Origin of the sequence: Cellulophaga sp. RHA_52 (genome assembly GCF_007827205.1) — a bacterium.
Taxonomy (GTDB): domain Bacteria; phylum Bacteroidota; class Bacteroidia; order Flavobacteriales; family Flavobacteriaceae; genus Cellulophaga; species Cellulophaga lytica.
Genome location: NZ_VIRZ01000001.1, coordinates 1305792 through 1331250, shown reverse-complemented (window position 1 = coordinate 1331250; position 25459 = coordinate 1305792). Strand labels below are relative to the sequence as shown.

The 25459-nt window shown below is 31.9% G+C and carries 26 protein-coding genes; 23 read left to right on the top strand and 3 right to left on the bottom strand.

What is annotated here, in order from left to right:
• Positions 1-15 precede the first annotated feature (15 nt).
• The 15 genes from pckA to JM80_RS05815 all read left to right on the top strand — a co-directional run bounded on the left by pckA (position 16) and on the right by JM80_RS05815 (position 13678).
• Positions 16-1632 carry a phosphoenolpyruvate carboxykinase (ATP) gene (gene pckA, locus JM80_RS05885; RefSeq protein ID WP_038505072.1) on the top strand — a complete coding sequence of 539 codons (1617 nt, stop codon included), beginning with the start codon at positions 16-18 and terminating at the stop codon, positions 1630-1632.
• A gap of 287 nt (positions 1633-1919) precedes the next feature.
• Positions 1920-2501: a Crp/Fnr family transcriptional regulator gene (locus JM80_RS05880; protein WP_034646035.1), complete on the top strand. Its 582-nt coding sequence runs from the start codon at positions 1920-1922 to the stop codon at positions 2499-2501.
• A gap of 68 nt (positions 2502-2569) precedes the next feature.
• A complete protein-coding gene (locus JM80_RS05875; RefSeq protein WP_144709468.1) occupies positions 2570-3436 on the top strand; it encodes a S9 family peptidase in 867 nt (288 codons plus the stop codon).
• Positions 3437-3718: 282 nt separating this feature from the next.
• Positions 3719-5350 carry a hypothetical protein gene (locus JM80_RS05870; RefSeq protein WP_144709467.1) on the top strand — a complete coding sequence of 544 codons (1632 nt, stop codon included), beginning with the start codon at positions 3719-3721 and terminating at the stop codon, positions 5348-5350.
• Positions 5351-5638: 288 nt separating this feature from the next.
• A complete protein-coding gene (locus tag JM80_RS05865; protein WP_144709466.1) occupies positions 5639-6523 on the top strand; it encodes an AraC family transcriptional regulator in 885 nt (294 codons plus the stop codon).
• Between the two features lie 85 nt (positions 6524-6608).
• Positions 6609-7781, top strand: coding sequence for an MFS transporter (locus JM80_RS05860; RefSeq protein WP_144709465.1), 1173 nt, complete (start codon positions 6609-6611; stop codon positions 7779-7781).
• A gap of 68 nt (positions 7782-7849) precedes the next feature.
• Complete coding sequence (locus JM80_RS05855; RefSeq protein WP_144709464.1) at positions 7850-8506, top strand: peroxiredoxin-like family protein; 657 nt, start codon at positions 7850-7852, stop codon at positions 8504-8506.
• A gap of 74 nt (positions 8507-8580) precedes the next feature.
• Positions 8581-8772 (top strand): hypothetical protein, encoded by a 192-nt coding sequence (locus JM80_RS05850; RefSeq protein WP_186439756.1) that lies wholly within the window; start codon positions 8581-8583, stop codon positions 8770-8772.
• 313 nt (positions 8773-9085) lie between these two features.
• Positions 9086-9535, top strand: a complete 450-nt coding sequence (locus JM80_RS05845; protein ID WP_144709462.1) for an NTF2 fold immunity protein — start codon at positions 9086-9088, stop codon at positions 9533-9535.
• Between the two features lie 99 nt (positions 9536-9634).
• Positions 9635-10480: a hypothetical protein gene (locus JM80_RS05840; protein ID WP_144709461.1), complete on the top strand. Its 846-nt coding sequence runs from the start codon at positions 9635-9637 to the stop codon at positions 10478-10480.
• A gap of 147 nt (positions 10481-10627) precedes the next feature.
• The gene (locus JM80_RS05835; protein WP_144709460.1) at positions 10628-11191 is read left to right on the top strand and encodes a hypothetical protein; all 564 of its coding nucleotides are present in this window, start codon (positions 10628-10630) and stop codon (positions 11189-11191) included.
• Between the two features lie 90 nt (positions 11192-11281).
• The gene (locus tag JM80_RS05830; protein WP_144709459.1) at positions 11282-11656 is read left to right on the top strand and encodes a hypothetical protein; all 375 of its coding nucleotides are present in this window, start codon (positions 11282-11284) and stop codon (positions 11654-11656) included.
• A 6-nt stretch (positions 11657-11662) separates the two neighbouring features.
• Positions 11663-12307, top strand: coding sequence for a hypothetical protein (locus JM80_RS05825; RefSeq protein ID WP_013620508.1), 645 nt, complete (start codon positions 11663-11665; stop codon positions 12305-12307).
• A 102-nt stretch (positions 12308-12409) separates the two neighbouring features.
• The gene (locus JM80_RS05820) at positions 12410-12940 is read left to right on the top strand and encodes a hypothetical protein (RefSeq protein WP_144709458.1); all 531 of its coding nucleotides are present in this window, start codon (positions 12410-12412) and stop codon (positions 12938-12940) included.
• Between the two features lie 159 nt (positions 12941-13099).
• On the top strand, positions 13100-13678 hold the full coding sequence (locus JM80_RS05815; protein ID WP_144709457.1) for a hypothetical protein: 579 nt from the start codon (positions 13100-13102) through the stop codon (positions 13676-13678).
• Positions 13679-13727: 49 nt separating this feature from the next.
• Here JM80_RS05815 and JM80_RS05810 read toward each other — a convergent pair whose 3' ends face one another.
• A complete protein-coding gene (locus tag JM80_RS05810) occupies positions 13728-14264 on the bottom strand; it encodes an MCP four helix bundle domain-containing protein (RefSeq protein WP_235183553.1) in 537 nt (178 codons plus the stop codon).
• Between the two features lie 290 nt (positions 14265-14554).
• On the opposite strand from JM80_RS05810, the gene JM80_RS05805 reads away from it, so the two are divergent.
• Positions 14555-14932, top strand: a complete 378-nt coding sequence (locus tag JM80_RS05805) for a DUF2200 domain-containing protein (RefSeq protein ID WP_038505106.1) — start codon at positions 14555-14557, stop codon at positions 14930-14932.
• Between the two features lie 100 nt (positions 14933-15032).
• The gene (locus JM80_RS05800; protein WP_075694591.1) at positions 15033-15719 is read left to right on the top strand and encodes a GNAT family N-acetyltransferase; all 687 of its coding nucleotides are present in this window, start codon (positions 15033-15035) and stop codon (positions 15717-15719) included.
• Between the two features lie 11 nt (positions 15720-15730).
• On the opposite strand, the gene JM80_RS05795 is transcribed toward JM80_RS05800, so the two are convergent.
• On the bottom strand, positions 15731-16105 hold the full coding sequence (locus JM80_RS05795) for a Fur family transcriptional regulator (RefSeq protein ID WP_144709456.1): 375 nt from the start codon (positions 16103-16105) through the stop codon (positions 15731-15733).
• An 81-nt stretch (positions 16106-16186) separates the two neighbouring features.
• Between JM80_RS05795 and JM80_RS05790 the strand changes: the two genes are divergently transcribed.
• The gene (locus tag JM80_RS05790; RefSeq protein WP_144709455.1) at positions 16187-17188 is read left to right on the top strand and encodes an NAD(P)/FAD-dependent oxidoreductase; all 1002 of its coding nucleotides are present in this window, start codon (positions 16187-16189) and stop codon (positions 17186-17188) included.
• Positions 17189-17264: 76 nt separating this feature from the next.
• A complete protein-coding gene (locus JM80_RS05785) occupies positions 17265-18059 on the top strand; it encodes a CPBP family intramembrane glutamic endopeptidase (RefSeq protein ID WP_144709454.1) in 795 nt (264 codons plus the stop codon).
• Positions 18060-18066: 7 nt separating this feature from the next.
• Here the strand turns inward: JM80_RS05785 and JM80_RS05780 are convergent, their stop codons facing one another.
• Positions 18067-20367: a DNA topoisomerase 3 gene (locus JM80_RS05780; RefSeq protein WP_034645991.1), complete on the bottom strand. Its 2301-nt coding sequence runs from the start codon at positions 20365-20367 to the stop codon at positions 18067-18069.
• A 313-nt stretch (positions 20368-20680) separates the two neighbouring features.
• On the opposite strand from JM80_RS05780, the gene JM80_RS05775 reads away from it, so the two are divergent.
• The 4 genes from JM80_RS05775 to JM80_RS05760 all read left to right on the top strand — a co-directional run bounded on the left by JM80_RS05775 (position 20681) and on the right by JM80_RS05760 (position 25354).
• Complete coding sequence (locus JM80_RS05775) at positions 20681-21568, top strand: hypothetical protein (RefSeq protein WP_144709453.1); 888 nt, start codon at positions 20681-20683, stop codon at positions 21566-21568.
• Positions 21569-21724: 156 nt separating this feature from the next.
• A complete protein-coding gene (locus JM80_RS05770) occupies positions 21725-23224 on the top strand; it encodes an AAA family ATPase (protein ID WP_144709452.1) in 1500 nt (499 codons plus the stop codon).
• Positions 23225-23352: 128 nt separating this feature from the next.
• Positions 23353-24540: a PD-(D/E)XK nuclease family protein gene (locus JM80_RS05765; RefSeq protein ID WP_089118316.1), complete on the top strand. Its 1188-nt coding sequence runs from the start codon at positions 23353-23355 to the stop codon at positions 24538-24540.
• A gap of 55 nt (positions 24541-24595) precedes the next feature.
• Entirely contained in the window at positions 24596-25354 is a 759-nt protein-coding gene (locus JM80_RS05760) for a porin family protein (protein WP_144709451.1), read from the top strand.
• Positions 25355-25459 lie beyond the last annotated feature (105 nt).

Genomic DNA, 25459 nt, shown 5'->3' with positions numbered 1-25459 from the left:
AAAAAAACTAAAACTATGAGCACTTATAGTCCAGACACGAAAACGATTTCGTTGGAGGAATATGGTATTACAAGCACTGACATTAATTATCAATTATCTCCGTCAGAATTGCACAAAATAACTTTAGATAAAGGTATGGGTAAAGAAGCTTCTTCTGGAGCTTTAGCAATTAATACTGGCGAATTTACAGGTAGATCTCCTATGGATAGATTTATTGTAAAGGATGATGTAACTGCTGACAAAGTTTGGTGGGGAGATATTAACATTCCTTTTGCACCAGATAAATTTGATGCACTTTATGATAAAGTGATTGATTATCTAAACGAAAAAGAACTTTATGTAAGAGATGCTTATGCATGCGCTGATAAAGATTACAAGTTAAACATTAGAGTTATTAACGAGTACCCTTGGTCTAATATGTTTGCTTACAACATGTTTTTAAGACCAACTGTAGAAGAGCTAAATGGCTTTGACCCAGAATGGACTGTTGTTAATGCCCCAGGTTTTATGGCAGACCCAGAAGTAGATGGTACTCGCCAACACAATTTTGCAATTTTAAACTTTACAAGAAAAATTGCTTTAATTGGTGGTACTGGTTACACAGGAGAAATTAAAAAAGGTATTTTTTCTGCGTTAAACTTTATTTTACCGGTTTACAAAGACACATTGCCTATGCACTGTTCTGCTAACGTTGGTAAAGATGGTGACACTGCTATTTTCTTTGGATTATCGGGTACAGGTAAAACTACCCTGTCTGCAGATCCTAACAGAAAATTAATTGGTGACGATGAGCACGGTTGGACTAATGAAAACTCTGTTTTTAATTTTGAAGGTGGTTGTTACGCTAAAGTAATTAACCTATCTGCAGAAAACGAACCAGAAATATTTGGTGCCATTAAAAAAGGTGCTATTCTAGAAAATATTGTAATGGATGATAAGGGCGCTGTAGATTTTGCAGACACCTCTATTACTCAAAATACAAGAGTTAGTTACCCTATTTATAATATAGAAAACATACAAGAACCATCTATAGGTACTAACCCTAAAAACATATTCTTTTTAACAGCAGATGCTTTTGGTGTACTGCCTCCAATATCTAAGTTAACTCCTGCGCAAGCTGCTTACCACTTTATATCTGGTTACACAGCTAAAGTTGCAGGTACAGAAGCTGGTGTTGTAGAGCCGGTACCATCTTTTTCTGCTTGTTTTGGTGCACCATTTATGCCATTACACCCAACTAAATATGCAGAAATGCTAAGTACAAAAATGCAAGAAGCTGGGGTTAATGTATGGTTGGTTAATACTGGCTGGACAGGCGGACCTTACGGTGTTGGTACACGTATGAAATTAAAGTACACACGTGCTATGATTAATGCTGTATTAAATGGTGACTTAGGTTTATACTCTTATGACAAATACCACATACACTCTGTATTTGGTGTTGCACAACCTAGAGAGTGTCCTGGTGTACCTACAGAAGTACTTAGCCCAAGAACAACTTGGAATAATGATGAAGAGTACTACAAAACAGCTTTTAAATTATCTAACGCGTTCCGTGAAAACTTTAAAAAGTTTGAAGCCTACGCTAATGAAGAAATTAGAAGAGGTGGCCCACAACGCTACGCATTTTAAATACAACACTGTACCTAATACAGCTTAATAATTTTAATTACAGATCCAGAGGAGCTAGCTTCTCTGGATTTTTTATTTTTAAAGATATACGTTTTAATAGTTATAATAAAAAACGTGCTTTATCACTTATTTACATTTTTAAAATAAAAAAATAATTATAAATTGTAGGAAAATTAAACGCTTAAAACTTAAATGTGCGTTTATACAGCCGTATTGGAGGAATAAACGCAATACATTGAGGTTATTGAGTAGTTAGCCACAAGCTAAAGAAACAACCGAACTCAAAATTGAATAACATCGAAAAAACGGAAATTATATACACCCACTTTGAAAAGTTTATTACACTTTCAGAAAAGTTAAAATCTGAACTTTCAAAACGAATAAAACCGATTGAATTTAAAAAAGGAGAACTTGTTTTAGATGCAAACAATATTTCTAAAAAAAGTTATTTCATTAGTAAAGGTATTTTAAGAACTTATTTTATTAAAGATGGAAAAGAAATCAGCGAATATTTTTCAGGAATAGATGAATGGGTTAATTCACCAAGAAGCTTTACACAAAGAGAAAAAGACATCTATTATATTGATGCAATTGAAAATACCGAAGCTTATTTTATAAATGTAAACGACCTTGTATATCTTTTTGATAATTTTCCAGAAATGGAACGTTATGCTCGTTTATCAATGGGGACAGTTTTTGGTCATTTTATGGAGCGTATTACCTCAATGAGATTTACTTCTGCTAAAGAAAAATACAATCACTTTCAAGAAACTTACTCTAAGATTTATCATCGTATTCCTTTAGGAATGGTTGCCTCTTATTTAGGAATAACGCAAGAAACATTAAGTAGAATTAGGGCTAAAAAGTAATTATTTGATTTAGGTCAAAAGTTCTAATAATTTAAATCACGAACTTTAACTCTAAATTAAAACTCATAATGAAGAAAAGAACGAAAAGAATATTATTAATCCTTACGCTAGCTTTAATCTCAGGAATAGTTTACATATTTACGTATATACCGAATTTATCAAAACAACATGGAGTTGTTGAAACTCTATTATATTTAGGAGATTCTGAAAATCAACCTTTAATTGTAGCTTTTGGTGGTGCAGAAGGTGGAATTGATTGGCATAGAAACCATATGAAAAGTAAGAGAGACAGTCTTATTCAAAAAGGTTATGCGATTTTAGCTATTGGATATTTCAATTCAGAAGGAACACCGAAAAATCTCGACAGAATTTCACTTGATGCAATTTCAGATACGATAATCAACATTGCCAAAAGAAATTCTAAAATTAATGAATCAAAAATTGCACTTATTGGAGGTTCTCGTGGTGGAGAATTAGTCTTAAATTTAGCTAGTAGATTTGACCATTTCAATGCTGTTATTGCAATGTCAACATCGAATGTAAGCTTCCCTGCAATTACTTGGTCTGCAAACACTTCTTCTTGGACTTTCAAAGGAAAAGACGTTCCTTATGTCCCAGCACCTTTAAAAACAATCTTACCTGCATTAAAAGGAGATTTATATACTGCTCATAAAATGATACTTGAAGACAAAAAAGCTTTAAAAAAAGCTGAAATTGAAGTTGAAAATATTAACGGAGCTATATTGATATTATCAGGTAAAACCGATGACCAATGGCCAGCTTCAGAAATGTCTGACCAATTAATCCAAAGACTGAAAAACAAAAAATTTAAGCATTACAATAAACATATAGCAATAGATGGTGGGCACATAGCACCTTTGGAACATTTTAATCTTGTATATGATTTTTTAGACAAGCATTTACCAACTGAATAATAAAAGCCAGTGGCTAACAAGGTATAAAAAACATAGAGCAGTTTAGGCTTACCAAAAGGTCTGTGTCTATTTATAAAGTCGCCAAATATAAAATTTGGTATTTTCAACAAAAAAGATAAAAGCAAAATATTATATTTGGCTTAGTACCAAACCGAAACGTATCGCTTATCAACTGCCCTACGTTTCTTATACTGAACGTTAGCATTAATTAAAAAATACATCTGCTGTACTCAAGAAATTACCCCTATTTTAATATTAATTGTTTTTAACATCATCAAACCAATGTTCAAAAAAAAATTACTCATTCTTTCAACTATTATTTTTATAACGGGATGTTCTAATAACGATATTGAAAAAAAAATAATTGATGGGAAAACTTACTACATTATAGATTCTAAAGAAGATTTAATATGGTTGTCTAACCCTAATTTATTTTTAAAATTTGATACATCTTCATCACAAAACAAACTTGATGATGAGGATAAATTAAGGTTTAAGTGGAGTGCTAATTACCTACAAACCAATAACATTGATTTAAAAACTAAAAAAGAAGAAAATACTCTTGGATTTATGCCTATTGGTTCCAAAAGGATTCCTTTTTCCGGAACTTATAATGGAAAAGGCTACAGTATTTCTAACTTGTATATTAATAGACCAGAACAAGACCAAATAGGCTTATTTTCTGTATTAGAAAATTGTACTTTAGATAGTATTAATTTAGTTAATATTTCCATTACTGGTAAAACTAGTGTTGGGGGTTTAGCTGGTAAAGACCATAAATCTTTAATTAGTAATTCTCATGTTAATGGAACCCTAAAATCTGAAGACTTCTTTTTGGGGGGATTAATTGGTGAAAAAAAAAATGGAAAAATAACTTACTCTTCTTTTAAAGGAAAACTAGAAGCTAATAAGAGTTACGTTGGTGGTCTAGTCGGAGATTTGCAAGAAGCAATTATTACCAATTCTAATTCCATTGGTGAAGTTATAGGTTGGCGAAATATAGGAGGGATTGCGGGTAGAAATTCAGGAGATTACGACTATGATAATGGATCAAGTCAAAATGAAATAGGTCCAGGTTCTATAAATAATTGCTTTTCTTCAGCAACTATAAAAGGTAAGAGAGAAATAGGAGGTATTGTAGGTCAAAGCTCGATTGGTTCTATATTTTATTGTTACTTTAATGGGAGTGTTTTTGGAAATTATGCTACTGGAGGCATTATAGGAAATGATACTTCTAGCTTAGTTTTTAATTGTTACAATAGCGGATCAATTAATTGTACTGAAGAATATGCTGGTGGAATTGTTGGTGAAATGAGAGATATTTATCATGAATATGATTCATTTATAGACCTAACATACTCAACAGGAAATATAAAAGGTAAAAAATTTGTTGGAGGCATTGTTGGTTCTATAAAAGGCAATATTAATAACTCGTATGCTACAGGTGATGTTATTGGAGAAAAAAATGTTGGAGGTGTTGTAGGTGAATTAAATTTTAATGGGCTAATATCAAACACAAGTGCTATTGGAAAAATAACTGGAAAAGAAAATGTGGGAGGAATAGCAGGAGTAATTTCTGGAATGCTTGAGTTTAGTGAAAATGATGAAGTATTTTTTAAAACATTAGCAAATGAATTAAAAAACAGTTTAGGCAACATTGGAGCTCAAGTAACAACAAAAAGTGCAGGTAACAAAAGCTATGCTATAGTTAAAAACTGTTATTGGAATAAATTACTAACAAATCAAAATAGTGGTATTGGTAAAATACGTTATTCCAAAAACAACAAAAGGTTTATAAATGGCACTAAATCACTAACAAAAGCTGATTTTTTAAAAGAAGTTAGTTCTCTGAAAGCTCTAGGCTATAAATATGAAGCACTTTATTTGGAGATTGAAAAAAAATGCAAATATTAGTGGTTTTTATCCTTTTTAAAATTGACAGAAAATCGTGACTCAAAAAACAGGTCATAGAAATAATAACTAATGCTAACAATACCTATAAACAATACGGGCTTAGGTGTTTAACCCAAAGGTCTGTGTTTAATTATAAAGTCGCTAAATACTAAACGTTATCGTCTAGTTTATCACCTTTACTAACTTCTTATAGTTAGTTTTTAATTTGGTGTGTATTCACTAAATTAGGCAATTAATCCGGCTAACAAAACAAACCTGTACAGCAATGTAAACAGCATACTTACAATTATGAAAACCTATCTAAACATTGCAGACTTATTAAAAGACTTAAACGTAAAAAGTGAGTCTATACATCCTGGTTTTCATATTTTTAAATTTAACGAGACCAGCAAAATTGCCGCTGATGCACTTCATCCGCATTTAAAAACATTTTTTACTATAGATTTTTATGCAGATAACCTATCTAAACGGCAAATAGGAACCACAAAGGTTGAAGACTTAACCAATTCAATAGCTTTTAATTCGCCTTTACAATTATTTTCGGTACACACCTCCAATGGTATACCAGGCGAAGAAGGTTATTCCTTGCTTTTTGGGGCTGATTTCTTTGAACCTAAAAAACATCAATACGAAATTCAGCACGAGTTTCCTTATTTTAAATTAAACTCTAATCCGGCTTATAAATTATCACAGCTAGATTTACCTTTAATTAAAAACCTGTTTGATACCATTTATGAAGAATTTAAAAAGGACGATTCCCATAAAGTAGAAATAGTACGCTCTTACGTGCTGGTACTTTTGCTTCAAATAAAACGTGTAGTGGGTAATGCTACAGAAGTGGTGCAACTAAAACGTTACCAAGAAATTACAGCCAATTTTGAAGAATTAATCCTTAAAGAAACTTCAAAATATAAAACCATTGCAGACTATGCCCATCAATTAAACATTACTCCCATTTACTTGTCTGAATGTGTAAAAAAAGCAACAGGAGTAACGGCTAAAAAAATCTTATCTAACTATATGACCTTACGCGCTAAGGCTTTGTTACAGCAAACTACCAGCTCAGTTGCCCAAATTGCGTATGAAATGGGTTTTGATGAGCCTACCAATTTTATCAAGTTTTTTAAAAACAACGAAGGCATTACACCTGCCGCTTTTAGAAAACTACCTTAAAAAGTATCATTTTCTCTAAAATACTCACCTTATACAGGGTTTTGTTCTGCTCTAATTTTGCCCCATAACAAATTAGAAGAGTACAATGAACACCATAGAAACAAAACCTTTAAGCAATAAGTTGCTATTTATAATGGCTACTGCCATTGCGGCAACGGCAGCTAATTTATATTACAATCAGCCTTTAATTCCGTCTATTGGAGAATCATTAGGACTTAGCGAAAGTGTGCTAGGTTTTATACCATCTGCATCGCAAATTGGGTATGCAATGGCTATATTTTTTATTTCCCCTTTGGGTGATGTAATGAACAGAAAAACAGTGATAAGAAACTTATCTATCACGTTGGTTATAGCATTGCTGGGCGTGTATTTTGCTCCAAATTTTGGCATTTTAGTGGCGGCTACTTTTGTGGTAGGTTTGGGAGCCAACATTACGCAACAGTTGTTGCCACTGGGCTCGTCTTTAGCTACACCAGAGAATAAAGGCAAAGTAGTGGCTACCTTAATGACGGGTTTAACCACAGGTATTTTATTGTCTAGAACTTTAAGCGGATTTATAGCTGAGCATTTTGGTTGGCGTAGTGTGTTTTTAACTGCTGCCGTTGTTGCCGCCATAATTGGTGTTGTGCTACACGTTTACTTACCATCAAACAAACCTACGGCAAAACTAAAATACAACCAGTTACTGGCGTCAATGTTTACCTTAGTAAAAACCAAACCACTTTTACGCGAAGCCGCTTTTGTGGGTGCACTTTGGTTTGCTGCCTTTAACGCTATGTGGGCAACTATTGCTATACACGTTATGGAAGAACCTTTTTCGTTATCGGTACAGCAAGTAGGTCTGTTAGGGTTTGTTGGTGCTGCCGGAATTTTTGGCGCTAAAATAGCGGGCAAATGGGTAGATAAAATTGGAGCTAGAAAGGTAATGACCGTTTCCATTAGTTTGGTGCTGGCAAGTTTTGTGGTGCTTGCATTAGGGCAAAATAATATGGTGGTGCTTTGTATTGGTATTGTACTGCTAGATTTGGGCGTGTTTGGTTCTCAAATACCAAACCAGGTGCGTGTTTTTTCGGTAGATGTAAATGCACAAAGTAGAGCCAATGCCATTTATATGCTTTTTTATTATATAGGGGCATCTGCAGGTTCTGCATTGGGTGTATCTGTAATTAGCAAGTTTGGCTGGACAGGACTTACCATTTTTGGATTTGCTTTAGCTGCAATTGCCCTTCTTTTTCATATTTCGAGAAAATCGAAATAAAAACCAATTGAAATTGTACTACGCTTTCAATTGATAATAAACACATTCACTTTTTAAAAATTACACAAATGAATACAGAACATACAAATTTAGAAGACGCTTTAAGTGCAAAACAAGCAGCTTGGGAAACCAATGCTTCCGAGGCACAAAAAGAAATGACAACCGAAAACCTTGATGCTATTGTAGCTACCCATTTTAAAGAAAATGCGGTAAACGTTGGAGATAAAATAATCGATTTTACATTAAAAAATGCCTTGGGAGAATGCACCAACTTACAATCGGTTTTAGACAACGGACCTGTAATTTTAACGTGGTACAGAGGTGGTTGGTGTCCGTACTGTAACATTACCCTACAGTACTTGCAAAACAGTCTGCCAGAATTTAAAAAATATGGTGCCAACCTATTGGCTTTAACTCCAGAATTGCCAGACAAATCTCTTAGCACATCCGAAAAGTACGATTTACAATTTGAAGTTTTAAGCGATGTGGGAAACAAGGTTGCCAAGCAATACGGACTAGTGTATAAACTAACCTATGCGCTATCTGAAATATACCAGAACAAATTGGGCTTAAAAAATTACAATGGCGATGACAGTAGCGAACTACCTATTACAGCTACTTATGTTATAGATGCAAAAGGTATTGTGCAATATGCTTTTCTTGATGCTGATTACCGCAAAAGAGCAGAAATTTCAGAAATCATAGACGTATTAAAAACACTTTAGTTGAACTATAAATAGAAAATAAAATGGTACTAAATATTATTACAATAGGATTAAAATTACTGAGCGCTTATGCTATGTTTACATTTGCCCTTCCTAAACTACGTGGCTTAGCGGTAAGCGTAAAATCTTTTACACAATTTGGCGAAGTTTTAGGTATAAGCGGCAAAGGCTTTATGCACTTTACCGGTACATTAGAATTGGTGACTGCATTGGTGTTATTGGCTTCTGTTTTTTTAAGTGAAAAGCAGGGAACATTACTACAATAACGGGCTATATATTACTATTTGGCACTATGGCTGGAGCGTTGGTTACCGAATATTTTATAAGAGAAACTCCTGCGCCTATGTTGGTAAGCCTAGCTATTACGTTAATGCTTATTGCAGTTTCCCAACTGATTATAAAGTTTATATAAGAAGATTATTTATATACGTTTTTACATTTCTAAAATAAAAAATAGTTATAAATTGTAGGAAAATTAAACGCTTAAAACTAAAATGTGCATTTATACAGCCGTATTGGAGGAATAAACGCAATACATTGAGGTTATTGAGTAGTTGTGCGTAATTTGAAAAATAAAGAATGAAGATAATAACTTTAATATTATTGTTGACTATAAACTGTAACGGACAAAAAAAAGCAATGAAAACACCTACTGAATTAACTAACGAATTCATAATTGATTATAAAAATTGGAATGACTTTGCCTTCGCTAATAAAGAAAGTAAAGATGAAAATATTAAGTATAAAATTGGTAAAAAGTATGATGACTTAATACTCAAATTTTGTAGTCCTGAAAAAAAATATCAGGGACTTGCTTATGGCAGTAATTCTGACCATTGCCCAAAACAAGAATTAGTAATTGAAGAAATAATTGATTCGGCAAAAGCAATTGTTAAGACAAAATTTACTAATGAAAAATTCAGTTTTATAAAGCACGATTATGAATATCATTTTACTCTAATTGAGGATAAATGGATTTTAGAAGAATTGTATTTAGTGGATGATGATGGAAAATATAAGTCGTTATAAAAACTACGCACAACAAAACCTATAAACAATACGGGCTTAGGGCTTAATCGAGAGGTTTGCGTATTTTTATGAAGTCCGCAAAATCTTTGGGATTTTGCTTTGGACAAAAAAAGAAAAAACAAAACACAAAGATTTCGCTATGTGCGTGGCGGAAAGCAAACGCTAGTTTGCCCCCGCACTGTTCATAGCCCGACCGTTAGCAAACACATGAAACAAGCATTTTTTTTAATAGTCATCTCATTGCTTTTTTTATGTAACTGCTCGAGTTTGAGTAGCGCTAAAAAAATTGGGGCCTTTGAGAAAACTCTCGGAGCGGACAATTCAAAAGTACTTTCTGATTATGTTCAGGCTTTCGAAACTCAAATACTAAAGAAAAAATATCCTACTCTAACAACTAATAAAGCCTATTCAGAACTATTATCTGAAAACCCCTACTCCATCGCATCGATGAAGCTTTACGAACTATTTACTGACTACAATTTGGATGAATACTTTGAAAGTCAATTGTGGCATGAAATATACGCGCCCGTTGACTCGGTTTTGATTGATAGTATAATTCTTAGAACAAAAAGTCGGTATGTTTATTTAAGTGAAAATGGGAAAAGAGTAATTGGAGAAGTTGGAGGTAGTTTTAAACCTAATATGGACATAGATTCTATTGTAAAAATAGAATTTGGAATTTGTCATTTTAATAATCAAGGTAAATATTGGCGCGCTATTGAGTCCATACAAAATGGAGTTCCATTTTTAGAGGAATTTTATGATACAAAAAATAAAGTAAGCCATATTAGTATTGGTCTATTTGATGATATGGTTAATCGGCACAAATTGGATTTAAACGATTATCTAGTTAGAAGAATAATAGCAGTTGAGCTAGGTAAATTTATTAATGACGCAAGAGTACCGAAAAAAAATACCCTTGCTAACATTGGCTATATCAAATAGGGTATAAAGTGCTATATTTAAAAACTTGGGCGTATTTTTTCGAAGTTCGCCAAATATAAAAATTCGGCTCTGTGTTAATCCTAAAAATTAGTATCTTTTTACACGCTACGTTTTGTACACTAGTCCGTTAAGCTCAATTAGAGAAAAATGAAAGTTGTAATCATCATTGGAATAGTTTTACTGGTTTTAGTTTCTGTTTGGTATGCAAACAAAACTGGAATAAATTCTGAATTTCATAATAAACAAAAAGCGTTAGCTGTTTCTAACATCCTATATAAACCCTTAGATTTTGGATATAAAATGGTTTGGATTGCTGTAAAAACTAAAGAAAATATGGCTGCTGTAGAAATCCTCTTAAATTATTTAAGTACGGAGTTTGGAGAAGCTCATTTTTTTGGCACCAACCGAGTTGTGGAGTACCATAGTTGGATGAAATCTAAGAATGGAAAAATGGAACGAATTTATTCGTATCTTGGAGAAAGTATGGAAAACATTAAAGTTTTTGGTGAACCGACTAAAGCAGAAGAAGGACTAAAATTATTCAACTCACTATCCGAGGACGCAAAAAATGAAGCATATTTTGAGCGTGAGGACTTGACTTATGCAGATGAAATGTTAGTTATGGAGATTGCCGAAAAATGGGGTGTAAACCCTACTAAATTATCTACACGAACCGACATAAAAAAAGAATTAGGACTAGCTGGTAAGTAATTGCTATAACTAATAAAAATAACCATTGCACACGCCTTTAATGCTAGTGTGTATTATCATATTTTTTAAATATTAAAAAATATAATTATTATGAAAAACCTATTAAAAACATTACCAATTCTACTACTATTTGTAACCTTTAGTGCGTTTAACACTAATGAAAAAATTTCTGAGACAAAGCCAAACGGACTAAAAATTGAAATTATATTTAACAGTAATTTACAGCCTGATGATTTAATTAGCATAAAGAAAAAATTAGCTTCTAACGGAATTCCTCTTACTTACAAATCGTTTGATTTTAATGAGAATAACGAATTAATAGCCATTTCATATGATGTTGACTGTAATGATGGATTTAAAGGCGGAGGTGAAAAGAAAAATATTACCAGTAAAACCAAATGGGGCTTTTTTAGAGATTATGCTGAAGATGCAGAAAGTCCGTTTGGAATAGACACTTTAAAATAGAAATTTATGAAAATAAAATTTACATCAATTTTAATTCTAATTACTCTTATTTCTTCATCTAGTTATGCCCAAAAAACAAAGAAGTTTAAAATGACCAAAGAAGTAAAGGAATTAGTAAAATTAGGTAAAGATTCTATTATTAAGCTTGCATTGCCTTTGGTGGATAAAAATGCAAGATTAGAAAACTTTTCTAAAACTAGCGTACAAAGCAATGGTAAAGAGCTTTACGTTATTTTTTACAACCCTGTAATGTACTTGCCTATAAACACCGTTTTTTATGATAATGCTAGCGTAAACTTAACTACAGCATCTGGTTCTAAAAGTACCGTTGCAAACCCACTGGACTTTAATAATCAAAAAAACATACCCTATTATGTACAAACAGAATCTATCAAAAAAAATATAGCGTTTGTATGTAATGCTATAGACTCTTTTAATTATGCAGATATAGCCGAGTTTAATGGTACAATGCGCATTTTAGAAAAAGAAGACTATTATGACATTAGTGTTGTGTCTGAAACGCAAGAATCTTGGTATAAAATTAAAAAAGTGACTGGTAAAATGTTTGATGAAGGTCACGCTCACCTAGAACCACCGCTAATTATAACGGATGAAGAAAACTCGTTTAAAGAAGTGCTTTTTAAGGAGTAAAAATGACACACAGAATTAAAAATAAAAAAAAACTATTCAGTATTTTCTACCGACAAGCTATTAAGTATTGCTAAAGAAATAAACGGTTTAAAACCTGAAGCTGTGGTACTTCTGCAAGAAGAGTTAATTAAGCGTAATGAGTTAGATGAAGCTTCTAAAATAACCAAACACCTTATAAACCAAAAGAACGAGCAAGAACTAAGAAACAATTTTGATCCTGAGAATTACATTAAAGAAGAATTAGAAGCTGGCGAATCTATTGAGAATATCAAATTTAAACTAAAAACTATGGGTATAGATATGTTTGATATTATAAAGAAAGAACAATCCCAAGAAAATATAATTCTAAACTATATTGAGTCTAAAAAACTTGAAGGAGAATCAAAAGAAACTATAGATAATGATTTAAAAGAAAACTTTAATGTTGATTCTAATTATTTAAATGAGATAAAAAATAAATTAAGAGAAAAAGGAAAAAAGAATACAACAATAGGTATTGTATTACTCGTTGTTTCTATTTTAATTAATATCTTTTTACTTACCAAAGGAAGAATAAGCATACCAGCCATATTACTATTTGGTTTAGGAATTTGGAAATTAGTCCAAGGTGAACATCAACTAAGAAAAAATTAAAAATCACTTAAAAACACCTCCTAAATTTCTTATTTCCCATACAACTATTCTATTAAAAAGGCGTTAGTTACTACTGTAGTGTATATACATTGCACTTAAACCAAACTGTAAAAAAAGAATATTTCTGCTTTTATAAAAACCAAAAAACCACCAAAAATTATGGGCTACATTAAATTAATCTTATTTGCTATTATGCTAGTTGTAGGTATTATAAGTATCATTAGCTATTACCAAGGCAAAGGAGATATGAAAAAGACACAAGCCAGTATTTTAGAAAACTTAAGCCATGATAGAGTCCTCACACAAAAAGAGACAGACACTTTAAAAAAACTATATAAGATTAAATTAGAACATAATACGCCTGTATATTCTATATCTGGTACTGTTGGCTATATTGTTTTTGAAACCAATGGTCAAGGTCAAAAAGAATGGCAAATTGGCGGTGTTATAATTGCTAATAAGTCTGCTAAAATTTTAGCTAAAAAAAATATTGCGCTTGAGCAGTTTATTGTAAACGATAAAGATGTAAATCCTAAAATAGAGGCGCTTAACAAAGAGTTAGAAGCCAATACAATAACTGAAGAAGAAGCTAACGCTAAAGCTAATATCATTTTTGAAAAGTATACAAACAACACTATAGAATTTGTAATAGCCAACCCATCTAAAAAAGAAAAACCTGTATACGTATTAAGTTACAAGAGTAATAATATGACTACTCCCGTTAATTTGCTAACGTAGTTTAGCAAAACAACCTATGAAAACACTTCTATTTCAGCTACGGTATAACTCACTTCTTTTCTTTGGGGTTATACATTACAACAATCTGAATAATAATTGCTAAAAAAACAAGCATATAAATTTCTATTTGTGTAAATAGCTCTACCGAATCTACTGCACGTTTACTAATAGACATTTGCCTGCTACCCTCATTTAACTGTATTTTAGATAAATCACTAAGGTTAGTTTTTAAACTATTTATAGCGCTATTTACTTTAGATGTACTGTTATAACTAGAGTTTATAAACTTAGTTTCTGCATTTTGCAACACCTTAACGTTACTTTTAAAGTCGTTAAATACGGTTGCCTCCTTAGAAGTTAATTTTGTTTCTTCAAATCTAGAAATTAACGATTGTAAATTATCGTTTACTTTTAAATTACGGTTTTCATAAAAAGTACTATCCAATGTTTTAACCGCAACCTCTTTTTCTTGTACCAACTTTAACTTTTCAAAAATTAAATCGTTGGCTATTAATCTGTCTTCATAAATGGTTACAACAGAGTCTCTAACCCGCACAAAATTGTTTTTGTCAATTAAGTTTGTCATTATAATTAAGACAAAAATCATTAAAATTCCTAGAATCCATTTAAACTTGGCATAAAATCCCATTTTAGTTATTATTTACTGTATAAACTCTAAGTGGTGGGTGTGTTAAGTTTATCTTACAAAATAAAAATACTAAAAATTAATAGATTTATCAATACCTAAATTAATAAAGGAAGTTAGCATACGCTATGTATAGCCATCATTACCACAGATTGTAGTTTTATTTATTTTCTATTTATTAAATTACAACCCTAATTAGCTACAAGCATACGTGCTTTAAAAAGTATAATATGAAAGTTACCACCAAAAAAAATGAACAAGTCGCAAATATGATTTTCGCTTCTATTTATCCTCACTATCTGAGTAGAATAGAAAAAAACGGGCGAACAAAAGAAGAGTTAGACCAAGTAATAGAATGGTTTACTGGTTTTAACGCTACTAGCTTACAAAACCTTATTGATGAAAAAGTGACGTTTAAAGCTTTTTTTGACAAAGCTAAAATTCACCCTAATGAACATTTAATTAAAGGTGTTGTTTGTGGTTACCGTATAGAAGAAATAGAAGAAGAGTTTAAACTATACAAACAATGCAGGCAAATGGAAAAACTAATTGATGAATTGGCAAAAGGGCGTAAAATGGAGAAGATTTTACGAAAAGAAAAAAAATAACTTATACCTTTAGTTTTTGTTTTAATTTCTTTGAAATTACTACAGTACAAACAAGTTTACCTATTTATAAAAACTTTATTTTTCACGTAACTTTTATTTTATGTCTACGCTAGAGCATCAACTAAAAAACCCTGTTTGGTCTTCTTTACAAGAAACACATAAAAAATTTGCGGTTGAGTTTAACAACGTACAATTTTACAATTCTGAAGTTTGCACTTTTGGGACTTTTTTTGATGAAAACAATACTGCAGAAGCTGCTAATGAGTACATAAAAACGTCTGATAGTTTTTTTTATGTCTCAGAAAATTTAACTCCTGTGGTAGATGAAACCAAAGTAGAATTCACTAAAAAAATTGATGGATGCCAAATGGTTTTAGACTCCCTAACCAATGTTAATATAACTGAAGAAATAGTACTACTAGACGAAACTTTTAGTGAAGAAATTTATGATTTAGTTTGGTTGGTTATGCCTGGTTACTACAGAAAAAGAACCTTTGAAATGGGCAAGTACTATGGTATATTTAAAAACGGCAAACTGGTTTCTATAGCTGGGCAACGTTTACAAAGTAACCTTTTTATTGAGGTTAGCGCTGTTGTTACACATCCTAATTACACCAGAAGAGGATTAGCAAAACAGTTAATTGCACACAACACTAAAGAAATTTTAAAAGAAAACAAAACACCCATTTTACATACCAATAAAGGAAACCCAGCTATAGCGCTATATCAAAAATTAGGATATACTTTAACAAGAGATATGAACTGGTGGTTGTACACTAAAAAATAAATTACCACACATTACACACAATTGCTACAAGTGCCTGTTAAAATACAATTTGCACTGCTAACACTGTATCCTTTTGGGGTGGTATATTCTACAGGTATTTGCAAACATTCTATAGTATCACAACGTACACACCTAAAATGAAAATGAGGCTTTACCTCCTCCTCGTTTTCGCATTTTTTACAAATAGCAAAGTATTGTTTGCCATCTTCTGCAACAATTTTATGCACCAAACCATCTTCACAAAACCTATTTAACACCCTGTAAATTGTAGCCCTGTTTATAGCAATATCTAACTGCTTCTCTATAGCATCTTGGCTAAGTGCTTTTTTTGAGCCAGACAGTAATTTTAAAACCGCTTCTTTAGCTGGTGTATTTCTTCTATTCATTTTATTGCGATTAATTCGCAATAATACAAAATTTATCTATATTTGTTACTAATTGCAACAATGTTGCGTTAATATAAAATTATGATCAGGAGAGCTGTTATTAAGACTTTTGCAATTTCTGGTATTGCCATTACGGTGCAAAATCCTTTATGGAACTTTTCTAAATACGTGTATAAAATGAATAAAACAGATTTTGATGTTGTAATTATTGGCGGAAGCTACGCAGGTTTGTCTGCTGCTATGGCCTTAGGTAGATCGTTAAAAAAAACGTTAGTTATTGATGCTGGCAAACCTTGCAATGCACAAACGCCACACGCTCACAATTTTTTGAGTCAAGATGGAAATAAGCCTGGTGAAATTTTAAAAATTGGAAAAGAACAACTAGCAGCCTACAACAGTGTTACTTACCACTACGGATTTGTGGTTAACGCTAAAAAAACCAATGCTATTTTTAGTGTAACTACAGACAATGAAAAAGTATTTAATGCTAAAAAAATAATTATTGCCACAGGTATTAAAGACCTATTGCCCAATATACAAGGCTTTTCTTCTTGTTGGGGCATATCTGTAATACATTGCCCATACTGCCATGGTTATGAGTACAAAAATAAAAAAACAGCTATAATTGCTAACGGAGATAGGGCTTTTCATTTGGCATCATTAGTAAATAACTTAACTAATAACAGTACAATTATTACTATGGGCAAAAATAATTTTAGTGATGAAGAACTTAAAAAACTAAAACAACATAATATTAAAATTAACGAAAAAGAAATTGAAACCATTGTGCATACAAACGGTCAGTTAGAAAAAATTGAATTTAAAGACGGTAGCTCTGAAAATTATGATTGTGCTTATGCAGATGTACCTTTTAAACAAAGCACTAATATAGCAGAACAACTAGGTTGTAAACTTACAGAAAACGGACATATTGAGGTAAACCCTATGCAAAAAACTACAGTAGATGGTGTGTATGCTTGCGGAGACAACAGCTCTAGACTACGTGCTTTATCTAGTGCAGTTTATACTGGTAACTTAGCGGGCGCAATGCTAAATAACGAATTAACTCAAGAAAATTTTTAAATGTAGTAAAAAACCAGGCAACAAAATGGTCTACAATTGCGTCTATTAAGTAAACAAACCAACTAAGACCAAAATTATGACCAAAAAACAGTTCTGGAATCAGCTTTTACTTTTTGTTACGGCTTTACTTTTAATTTTAATTGCAAGGGAGTCCTTATCATACCTTTTTATTCAAAAAAATATTGAATCCTATGCTATACACACACTTTTAAATATTTGTGCCAATTTAATTTTAATTGTTGTTTCGTACTTTTTTATTCAAAAAAATAAGCTCGGTAAATTAGCAGGACTCCAAAAAGGGAACGTAAACAAATGGTATCTGCTGTTATTTCCTCTTTTGTATTTAGTGTTATTAAATGTATTAATTATAGATGTTGTAGACATACAAACATTGTTGCCTAACGTTTTCTTATTTTTATTTTACTCCATATCTATAGGGTTTGCAGAAGAGTTAAGCATTAGAGGCTTTTTACAGTCGCACCTTATAAATTACTTAGGCAACAGCCGTAAAAACACTATTATTTCTGTGTTTTTAGCCGCCTTATTTTTTGGTGCTATACATTTATTAAATTTTGATACCGGAATTTATGGCGAGTTAGCACAGCTTATTTACGCTACTTTTATTGGGATAATGTTTGGTTTTTTACTTGTGATAACAAAAAGATTATACCCCTTAATTATAGTACACGCAATAATAGATTTTGTAGCAGATTTAGATGTGGTAGGTATGCCTATTAAAGAAAAAATTAGCGAATTAATGTCCTTAGAGACTGCTGCACTTATTACAGTATTAGCTTTGCCTTGCTTTATTTACGGCTTGTTTTTAATGAAAAAATACAAGCTTACAGCAACTACTATTCATAATGCTTAAAAAAGCATTACTTTTTAGATAATAATGCATACACCAACTCTTTGGTTAGGGCTTTGCCTGCTGCTTTTTCTCTTAAAACACTAAAAGGATACTTAAAGTTACAACCCGTTTTGTACGCACTACAACCATAGGCTGTTTTACCTTTTAGTACAGTTCCTGTTTTGCATTGCGGACACGGCATTGGATCTGTAACTGTAGTTTGTTTTTGTTTTGGTGCTACTTTTTTTTCTTCTAACACCAACTCAAAATCATCATTAAAACGCAACAAACCTTCTTTGGTTCCGTGCTCGGTTTTAAAACCTTTTAGGTTAACAGTACAACCTTTATCTAACAATCGTAAATACTGTTTTTCAGATATTTTTTTATCCATATACACAAAAGGCAATACCATTTTACACCCTGTTTTATAGGCGCTACAACCGTAAGCAGTTTTGCCCTTTAACAACACACCTTGTTTGCATTTAGGGCACGTTTTACCTTGTACAGAGGTAATTTTCTTTTCTTTTACAGGTTTTGCAGCTTTTTCTGTGGCTGCATGCGAAATTTTAATGTGTTTTTGTTCAATACGGACTTCATACACCAAATCGTCAATCATTTTTTTCATGTTGTTGATAAAAACACCTGCATGAAAATTTCCGCTTTCAATTTGTTTTAATTGTTTTTCCCACATACCCGTAAGCTCGGCAGAGGTTAACAATTTATTTTTTATAATGCCTATAAGTTGTATGCCTGTTTGGGTTGGTAGCAATTGCTTTTTTTTACGCTCTATGTATTTGCGTCTAAAAAGTGTTTCTATAATGTTTGCTCTGGTAGACGGTCTTCCTATACCGTTTTCCTTCATTAACTCTCGCATTTCATCATCATCTACCTGCTTGCCTGCGGTTTCCATAGCACGTAGCAAACTAGCCTCTGTGTATTGCTTTGGTGGTTTGGTTTCTTTTTCTAAAAACGAAGGTTCATGTGGTCCTTTTTCTCCTTTTTCAAAAGATGGTAAAATGCCTTTTTCTGGCTTATTTTTAGCATCCGGATTTTCAAAAACAACACGCCAGCCCTTTTTTAAAATTTCTTTACCAGTTGTTTTAAAAGGCACTGTGTCTGTTTTACCTAATACCGTTGTATTGGCCACCTCACAATCTGGATAAAAAACAGCAATAAAACGTTTGGTAATAATATCATACACCAACTGTTGGTTGTGCTGTAAATTTATTTGCACACCAGTAGGTATAATAGCGTGGTGGTCTGTTACTTTTTTATCGTTAAAAACCTTGGCAGATTTTCTAATTTTACCCGCCAAAACAACTTGCGTAAGGTTTTGGTAATTGGTTAACTTTTGTAAAATTCCGGCTACTTTTGGGTAAATATCATTAGGTAAAAAGGTAGTATCTACCCTTGGGTAGGTTACCACTTTTTGCTCGTATAATTTTTGTACTATTTTTAAGGTTTCGTCTGCAGAAAAACCAAATTTTGTATTGCAATATACCTGCAAGCCAGTAAGGTCAAACAACTTAGGCGCATATTCCTTGCCCTTTTTTTTGGTGGTAGACACAATTTCAAAATCGTTTTCTTTTACTTTAGCAGCAAAAGCCTCTCCTTCTTCTTTCTTTAAAAACCTTCCTTTTTCGCAATTAAACAGTGTGTCTCTGTACAATGTTTGTAGCTCCCAATACGGTTGTGGCTTAAAATTTTCTATTTCGTGGTACCTATTCACAATCATAGCTAAAGTAGGTGTTTGCACACGCCCTACAGATAACATTTGCTTGTAACCACCGTGTTTTACAGTGTACAAACGTGTAGCATTAATACCCAAAAGCCAATCTCCTATGGCTCTAGAAAAACCTGCGTAGTATAAATTGTCATATTTGGTAGCAGGTTGTAGTTTTTGAAACCCTTCCTTTATTGCCTCTGTTGTTAAAGACGATATCCATAAGCGTTGCACCTCTCCTTTGTACGCTGCTTGGTCTATAACCCAACGCTGTATAAGTTCTCCTTCTTGCCCAGCATCACCACAGTTAATTACTACAGTAGCTTGGTCAAATAATTTTTTTACAATTTTAAACTGTTTTTGTATGCCAGACTCTTGTACTACTTTGGTTTTAAACTTATTGGGTAGCATTGGCAAGTTGTTAAGGTCCCAACTTTTCCAGTGTGGTTTATAGTCGTTAGGCTCACAAAGTGTGCATAAATGGCCAAAAGTATAGGTTACTGCATAGCCATTACCCATAAAATACCCATCATGCTTTGTATTAGCACCTAATACAGTAGCAATTTCACGGGCAACACTTGGTTTTTCTGCAATACAAACTTTCATAACAAGGCGTAAAAATAGGATTTTATTAGTGGATGTATTTATAGTTGGCGCATAAAAAAATTAACAAAAAAAAGTAGTAGTAAAAATTTAGTGCATAACGCATGTAAAAGACAACCAACCATACTAAAAAATATACCAATTACACATTTCCGTAATTGTAGTATAAAAAATAGTTTTACATTGTAGGAAAATTAAACAACCAAAAAAAACAACTGCTAAGCTAAATGTGCGTTTATTTACTCCTATTGGCGGAATAAACACAATAAATTGAGTTTATATATAGTTAGGCAAAATTAAAACCAACTAAAACGAAATGAACATTCTCGAATTTATTAATGAACTATTTGGAATTGAGAATGAGGTTTCTGCACCAATTTTAATTACACTACTTGTTTTCATCACTGGCGGACTTATAAGTTTTGTATATAATCGGATAAAATCATATCGACAAAGAAAAGACCTTCGTGAAATCTTCCGAGTAATGATAAAAGAAATCATTCGAGTTTGTAAAATTAAAGAAGAACAAACCAAAAGGTTTTATCCAACTTTTACAACGGAACATAGAGGCCATTGGACTTTGAGTTTCACAAGAATAAATTATTTACACACAGTATTTGAATTTGAATTTCATCAAGTATTTCAAGCTTTTGAGAGTTATATAAATTGGAGTTGTTGTGACCAATCTGTTAAAAAAAGAACTTTCCACAAAATATATTCAAACCTTGACAACATTAAATATTTTGAGGGATTTATTCGACCTGACATAGAAAATTTTATAACGGACTTTAATAATCACCACGTTAAATATAAAGAGTCAATATCTAACTTCAACGAAATGATTGACGCTTTGAAATTTGATTTACAACATAATCTTCCTTTAATAGCTGGGAGAAGCCCAATCGATGATTATATGATAGAAACTGAAAATATTTGGAGAGCTTGGTTAGCCTTGGACGAAACCGAAAGAGTTCACTACAAAACAACTTACGATATGCTAATTGAACCGACTCTTGCTTTAAATAGAAGACCATATAATTTGCAATTCACTTTGGAGATGAATAAATACTTAATGGATTGCAAAACGCAAATAATAGAAATGGAAAACATCCTTAAGAGAGGATATTTGACATTTAAAAATCATAGTTTCAATTACAGAAGTACAAGAAAAATTCTTGAAAAATGTATTGAAATATTAAAATAACTTTGCCTAACAATGGCTATAAGTAATTGCTTGTTCTCGCCTACTTCTAAAAATCCTCGCGGATTTTCAGTTTGGTGTATACTTGCAACGTTTAGTGCTAACCCACGCAACTACTCATAGCCTAAACCGGTAGGCCATTTAAGAAAACGATATTGAATGAATATTACCAATCTTCAAATAACAAAATTTAGACACTTAAACGATATAAATTTTGTCTTAGGAAATAGATTAACAGCAATTGCAGGTCAAAACGGAACAGGAAAATCAACCGTTCTCGGTTTACTTGGTCACGTTTGTAGAGAAAAAACCAATTTCAAAACTTTTGACAATAAAAGATTTGAAACGGATTATTCAGAAATTTTTAAATTTTCATTTCCAGAATTTGACAAACCAAAAGAACACTTGTATGAAGTTAATTTTTCTGACAATACTTCGACACAAGTAATGTCATATGCTAGAAAAGAAAAAAACAAACCTGAAAGTTTAAGACTAAGAGTTGGTCAAAGTACTAAAGAAGGTGGAAAAATTGATTTTCCTGTTCTATTCCTTGGTTTAAAAAGACTTATACCTTTGGCTCAAGAAAGAAAGGTGGATTTGAATGCTCATTCTCTTAGTAATGAGGAATTAGAGTTTTATAGAAAATCTCATAATGAAATTTTGTTAATGCAAGATGAAATTACGAGTGATGAAGTAAAGACATCTAATAAGCATTTCTTGGCTGCTAAATCTGACAAATATGATGCACTTGGGAATTCAGCAGGACAGGATAATATTGGACAAATTGTAACTGCAATAATCTCATTTCAAAGACTAAAACAAGAACTCGGAGAAAATTATAATGGTGGAATTCTACTGATTGATGAACTAGATGCGAGTATGTTTCCAGCTGCGCAAGAAAAATTAATTGAATTTTTATTTAAGGCTTCTTCTAAATTAGATTTACAATGTGTATTTACAACTCATTCAATTGAAATTTTAGAAATTTTACTGACTTCTAAATACAAACATCAATCTAAAGTTTGCTATTTACACAAAGCAAATGGCCCAATCAAAAAAGCAGAAGAAAGTAACTTAAAAGAAATAATTGCTGATTTAAAAGCAGAAGTTTTAATAGACAAAGTAAAAGATATTAAAATTGAAGTTTATCTTGAAGATAAGGAAGCTGAACAATTGTTAAAATCAATTTTAACACCAGCAATAAAGAAAAAAATTAAGATTATTCCAGAAAATTTTGGAGCTGAATTATTACTTACACTTGCAAATAAAAAAATACCAGCTTTTAAAAGAAGTGTTATTGTACTTGACGGAGATAAACAACCATCCGTTGTAAAACCAAACCCAAGAAATGTAATTACTTTACCTGGAGAGGATAGCCCAGAGAAAATTATGTTTAGATACTTAAAAGGATTAGATCCTGCACACCCTTTTTGGGGAAGTGTTGGTGGTTATACTAAACAAGTTTGTTTTAGAGACCTAAACGAAATAGGAAATCGAGATGTAATGAAAAAGTGGTGGAAAACACAAATAGAATTTTGGGGAATTAATGGTAGAAAACTATTCAGTTATTGGAAGACTGAAAACACCGCAGCAATAGAGAAATTCAATAAAGACTTTGAAAAGAAAATAAAAACGGCCTACAATAATGTGTATAAGTAATAGCGGTTTATTCGCTAAAACGAAAGTAAGTAAAAATAAAATAGGTCTGTGTTAACCCGAAAAGTTAGCGATTATTTACACGCAACTACTCATAACTAAACCGTTGCCTACAATTTAAAAAAACAACCGTGACCGAAATAAACGTAAGAGAGAAATACAGAGAGCTGATAAACGATATTGATTTTGACAAACTAGAACTTCAATTAAAAACGCCTAATATTTTCCAAATTTTAGGTGTTGCAAGAACTGAAATTCGACATTCAAATTTTTTAGCCTGGTTGCTTAACCCCAATGGAAATCACGGACTTGGGAAATTATTTTTGACCAAATTCTTACGTGGAATTTCAACTTCTGATGTAGCAACCGAGCTTGATGAATTTGAAATTGAAGAGCTAAATTTTAACAACGTAGAGATAAGAAGAGAATGGAAAAATATTGACCTACTATTGATTTTTGATTCTTTGGTAATTTGTATAGAAAACAAAATTGATAGTAAAGACCATTCTAACCAACTTACAAAGTACAGAGAAATTGTAAACTCTAATTTTAAGCCTAAAAAGAAAGTTTTTGTTTATTTAACGCCAATTGGGGAATTACCAACAGACAAAACAGAAAGGGAGTATTATGCGCCATATTCCTATCAAGAAATTATAGAACAATTTGACAGAATATTAAAAATTCACGGAAACTCTTTAAACAATGGAGTGAATCAATATATTTTGGACTATTTAACAACAATAAAACGAGAACTTATGAAAAACGATGAGTTAAACGAACTTGCAGATAAAATATATAAAAACCATCGTGAACTTATTGATTTTGTTTTTGAACATAAGTCAGATATAGCATCTGAACTTTATCCTGTTTTTGTTAAAAAAATTGAGAATAGTGGTTGGGTAATGGGTTCAAAACATAAAGGTTTCGCTCGATTTCTGACTTCGGAACTTGACAATATAATTCCAAAAAAAGGGAAAGGTTGGCCTTTAAATGAGAATTTTCTTTTTGAAATTGACTATTTCTGGGGCAAAAAAAAAGTTGTTTTTAAAACTGTTGTTTCACCAGGCGCCCCAGAAATTCACGATATTTTTAAGAAAGCAATGAGTAACATAGAAGGAGCAAAAAAACCAAGAGGAAATAAATGGCTGGTACATTTTATTCATACTTGGAAATTTGATGTTGAAGATTTTATTGGAGCAGACGAAAGTGAAGTAATGAAGGTTTTAGATAAAGAATGGGGTAAAGTACAAGAAATAGTCAACAAAGTAGAAACAGAATTATTAAAATATAAAACGGAATTACAACAGCATTTAGAATAAAAGCCAGTTGCCATAAATAACCTTAACAACCATTAAAACCATACTATAAAATACTATGAAAAAAATAATATTACTTTCATTTTTAATTACATCATTATCTTATTCACAATCTAACAAACCCAAACTATCGTTTGGAGTAGGTTTAGGAGCTAATATTAGTTTTTTTAATACTCCTGTAAGTGAATTAGGGTACAATGAATCTTTAGGATATTCAAATTCTGCAAGAGTTTCTGCAAAATTAGATTTAAGTACTTTTTACAAAATAAATGACTATTTAAGGTTAGAGTCTGGCTTAAGTTATGTTGGTAAAGGAACTGAATATAGAAGACCTAATAGTAGTGTGATAATAATAGACCAAAATGGTTCTGATAGTGGGTATGATAAAACTAGGTTTAGGTTAGATTATATTGAAATTCCTATAAAGGCAAATATTAACCTTAAAAAGCTTTTTAAGTCTAAAAATTTTGAGCAGATGCCTATTTATTTTAATGCAGGTTTATCTGGTGGGTTTAATATTATGTCTGATATTAGATATAATAGTTACATTCCGGGATCTTCAAGTGGAGGCGTTCTTGTAAATGTAGATGAAAGCTTTGAAGTTCAAGAATTTGATTATGCAAAACCCTTTATAATAAACTCTATGGTTGGGTTTAGCTATGTTTTTAAAGAAATTAATAAAAATAAATTCACAGTTGGTTTAGAGTATAGCCAATCATTACAAAATGTGTATGAAGAAAAAGATATAGAATCTTCATACAATTACAAAACTAAAAATGGTTCTATTGCTTTATCGTTTGGCTTTGAGTTTTATTAAAAAAATAGGACTAGACAATTATGAAAAGTCTTTGGCCAACATTAAATAATGCCTACAGCTAGGTTTTAGCCACTACGTGTATACCTACAATTGCTAAGCAATTTA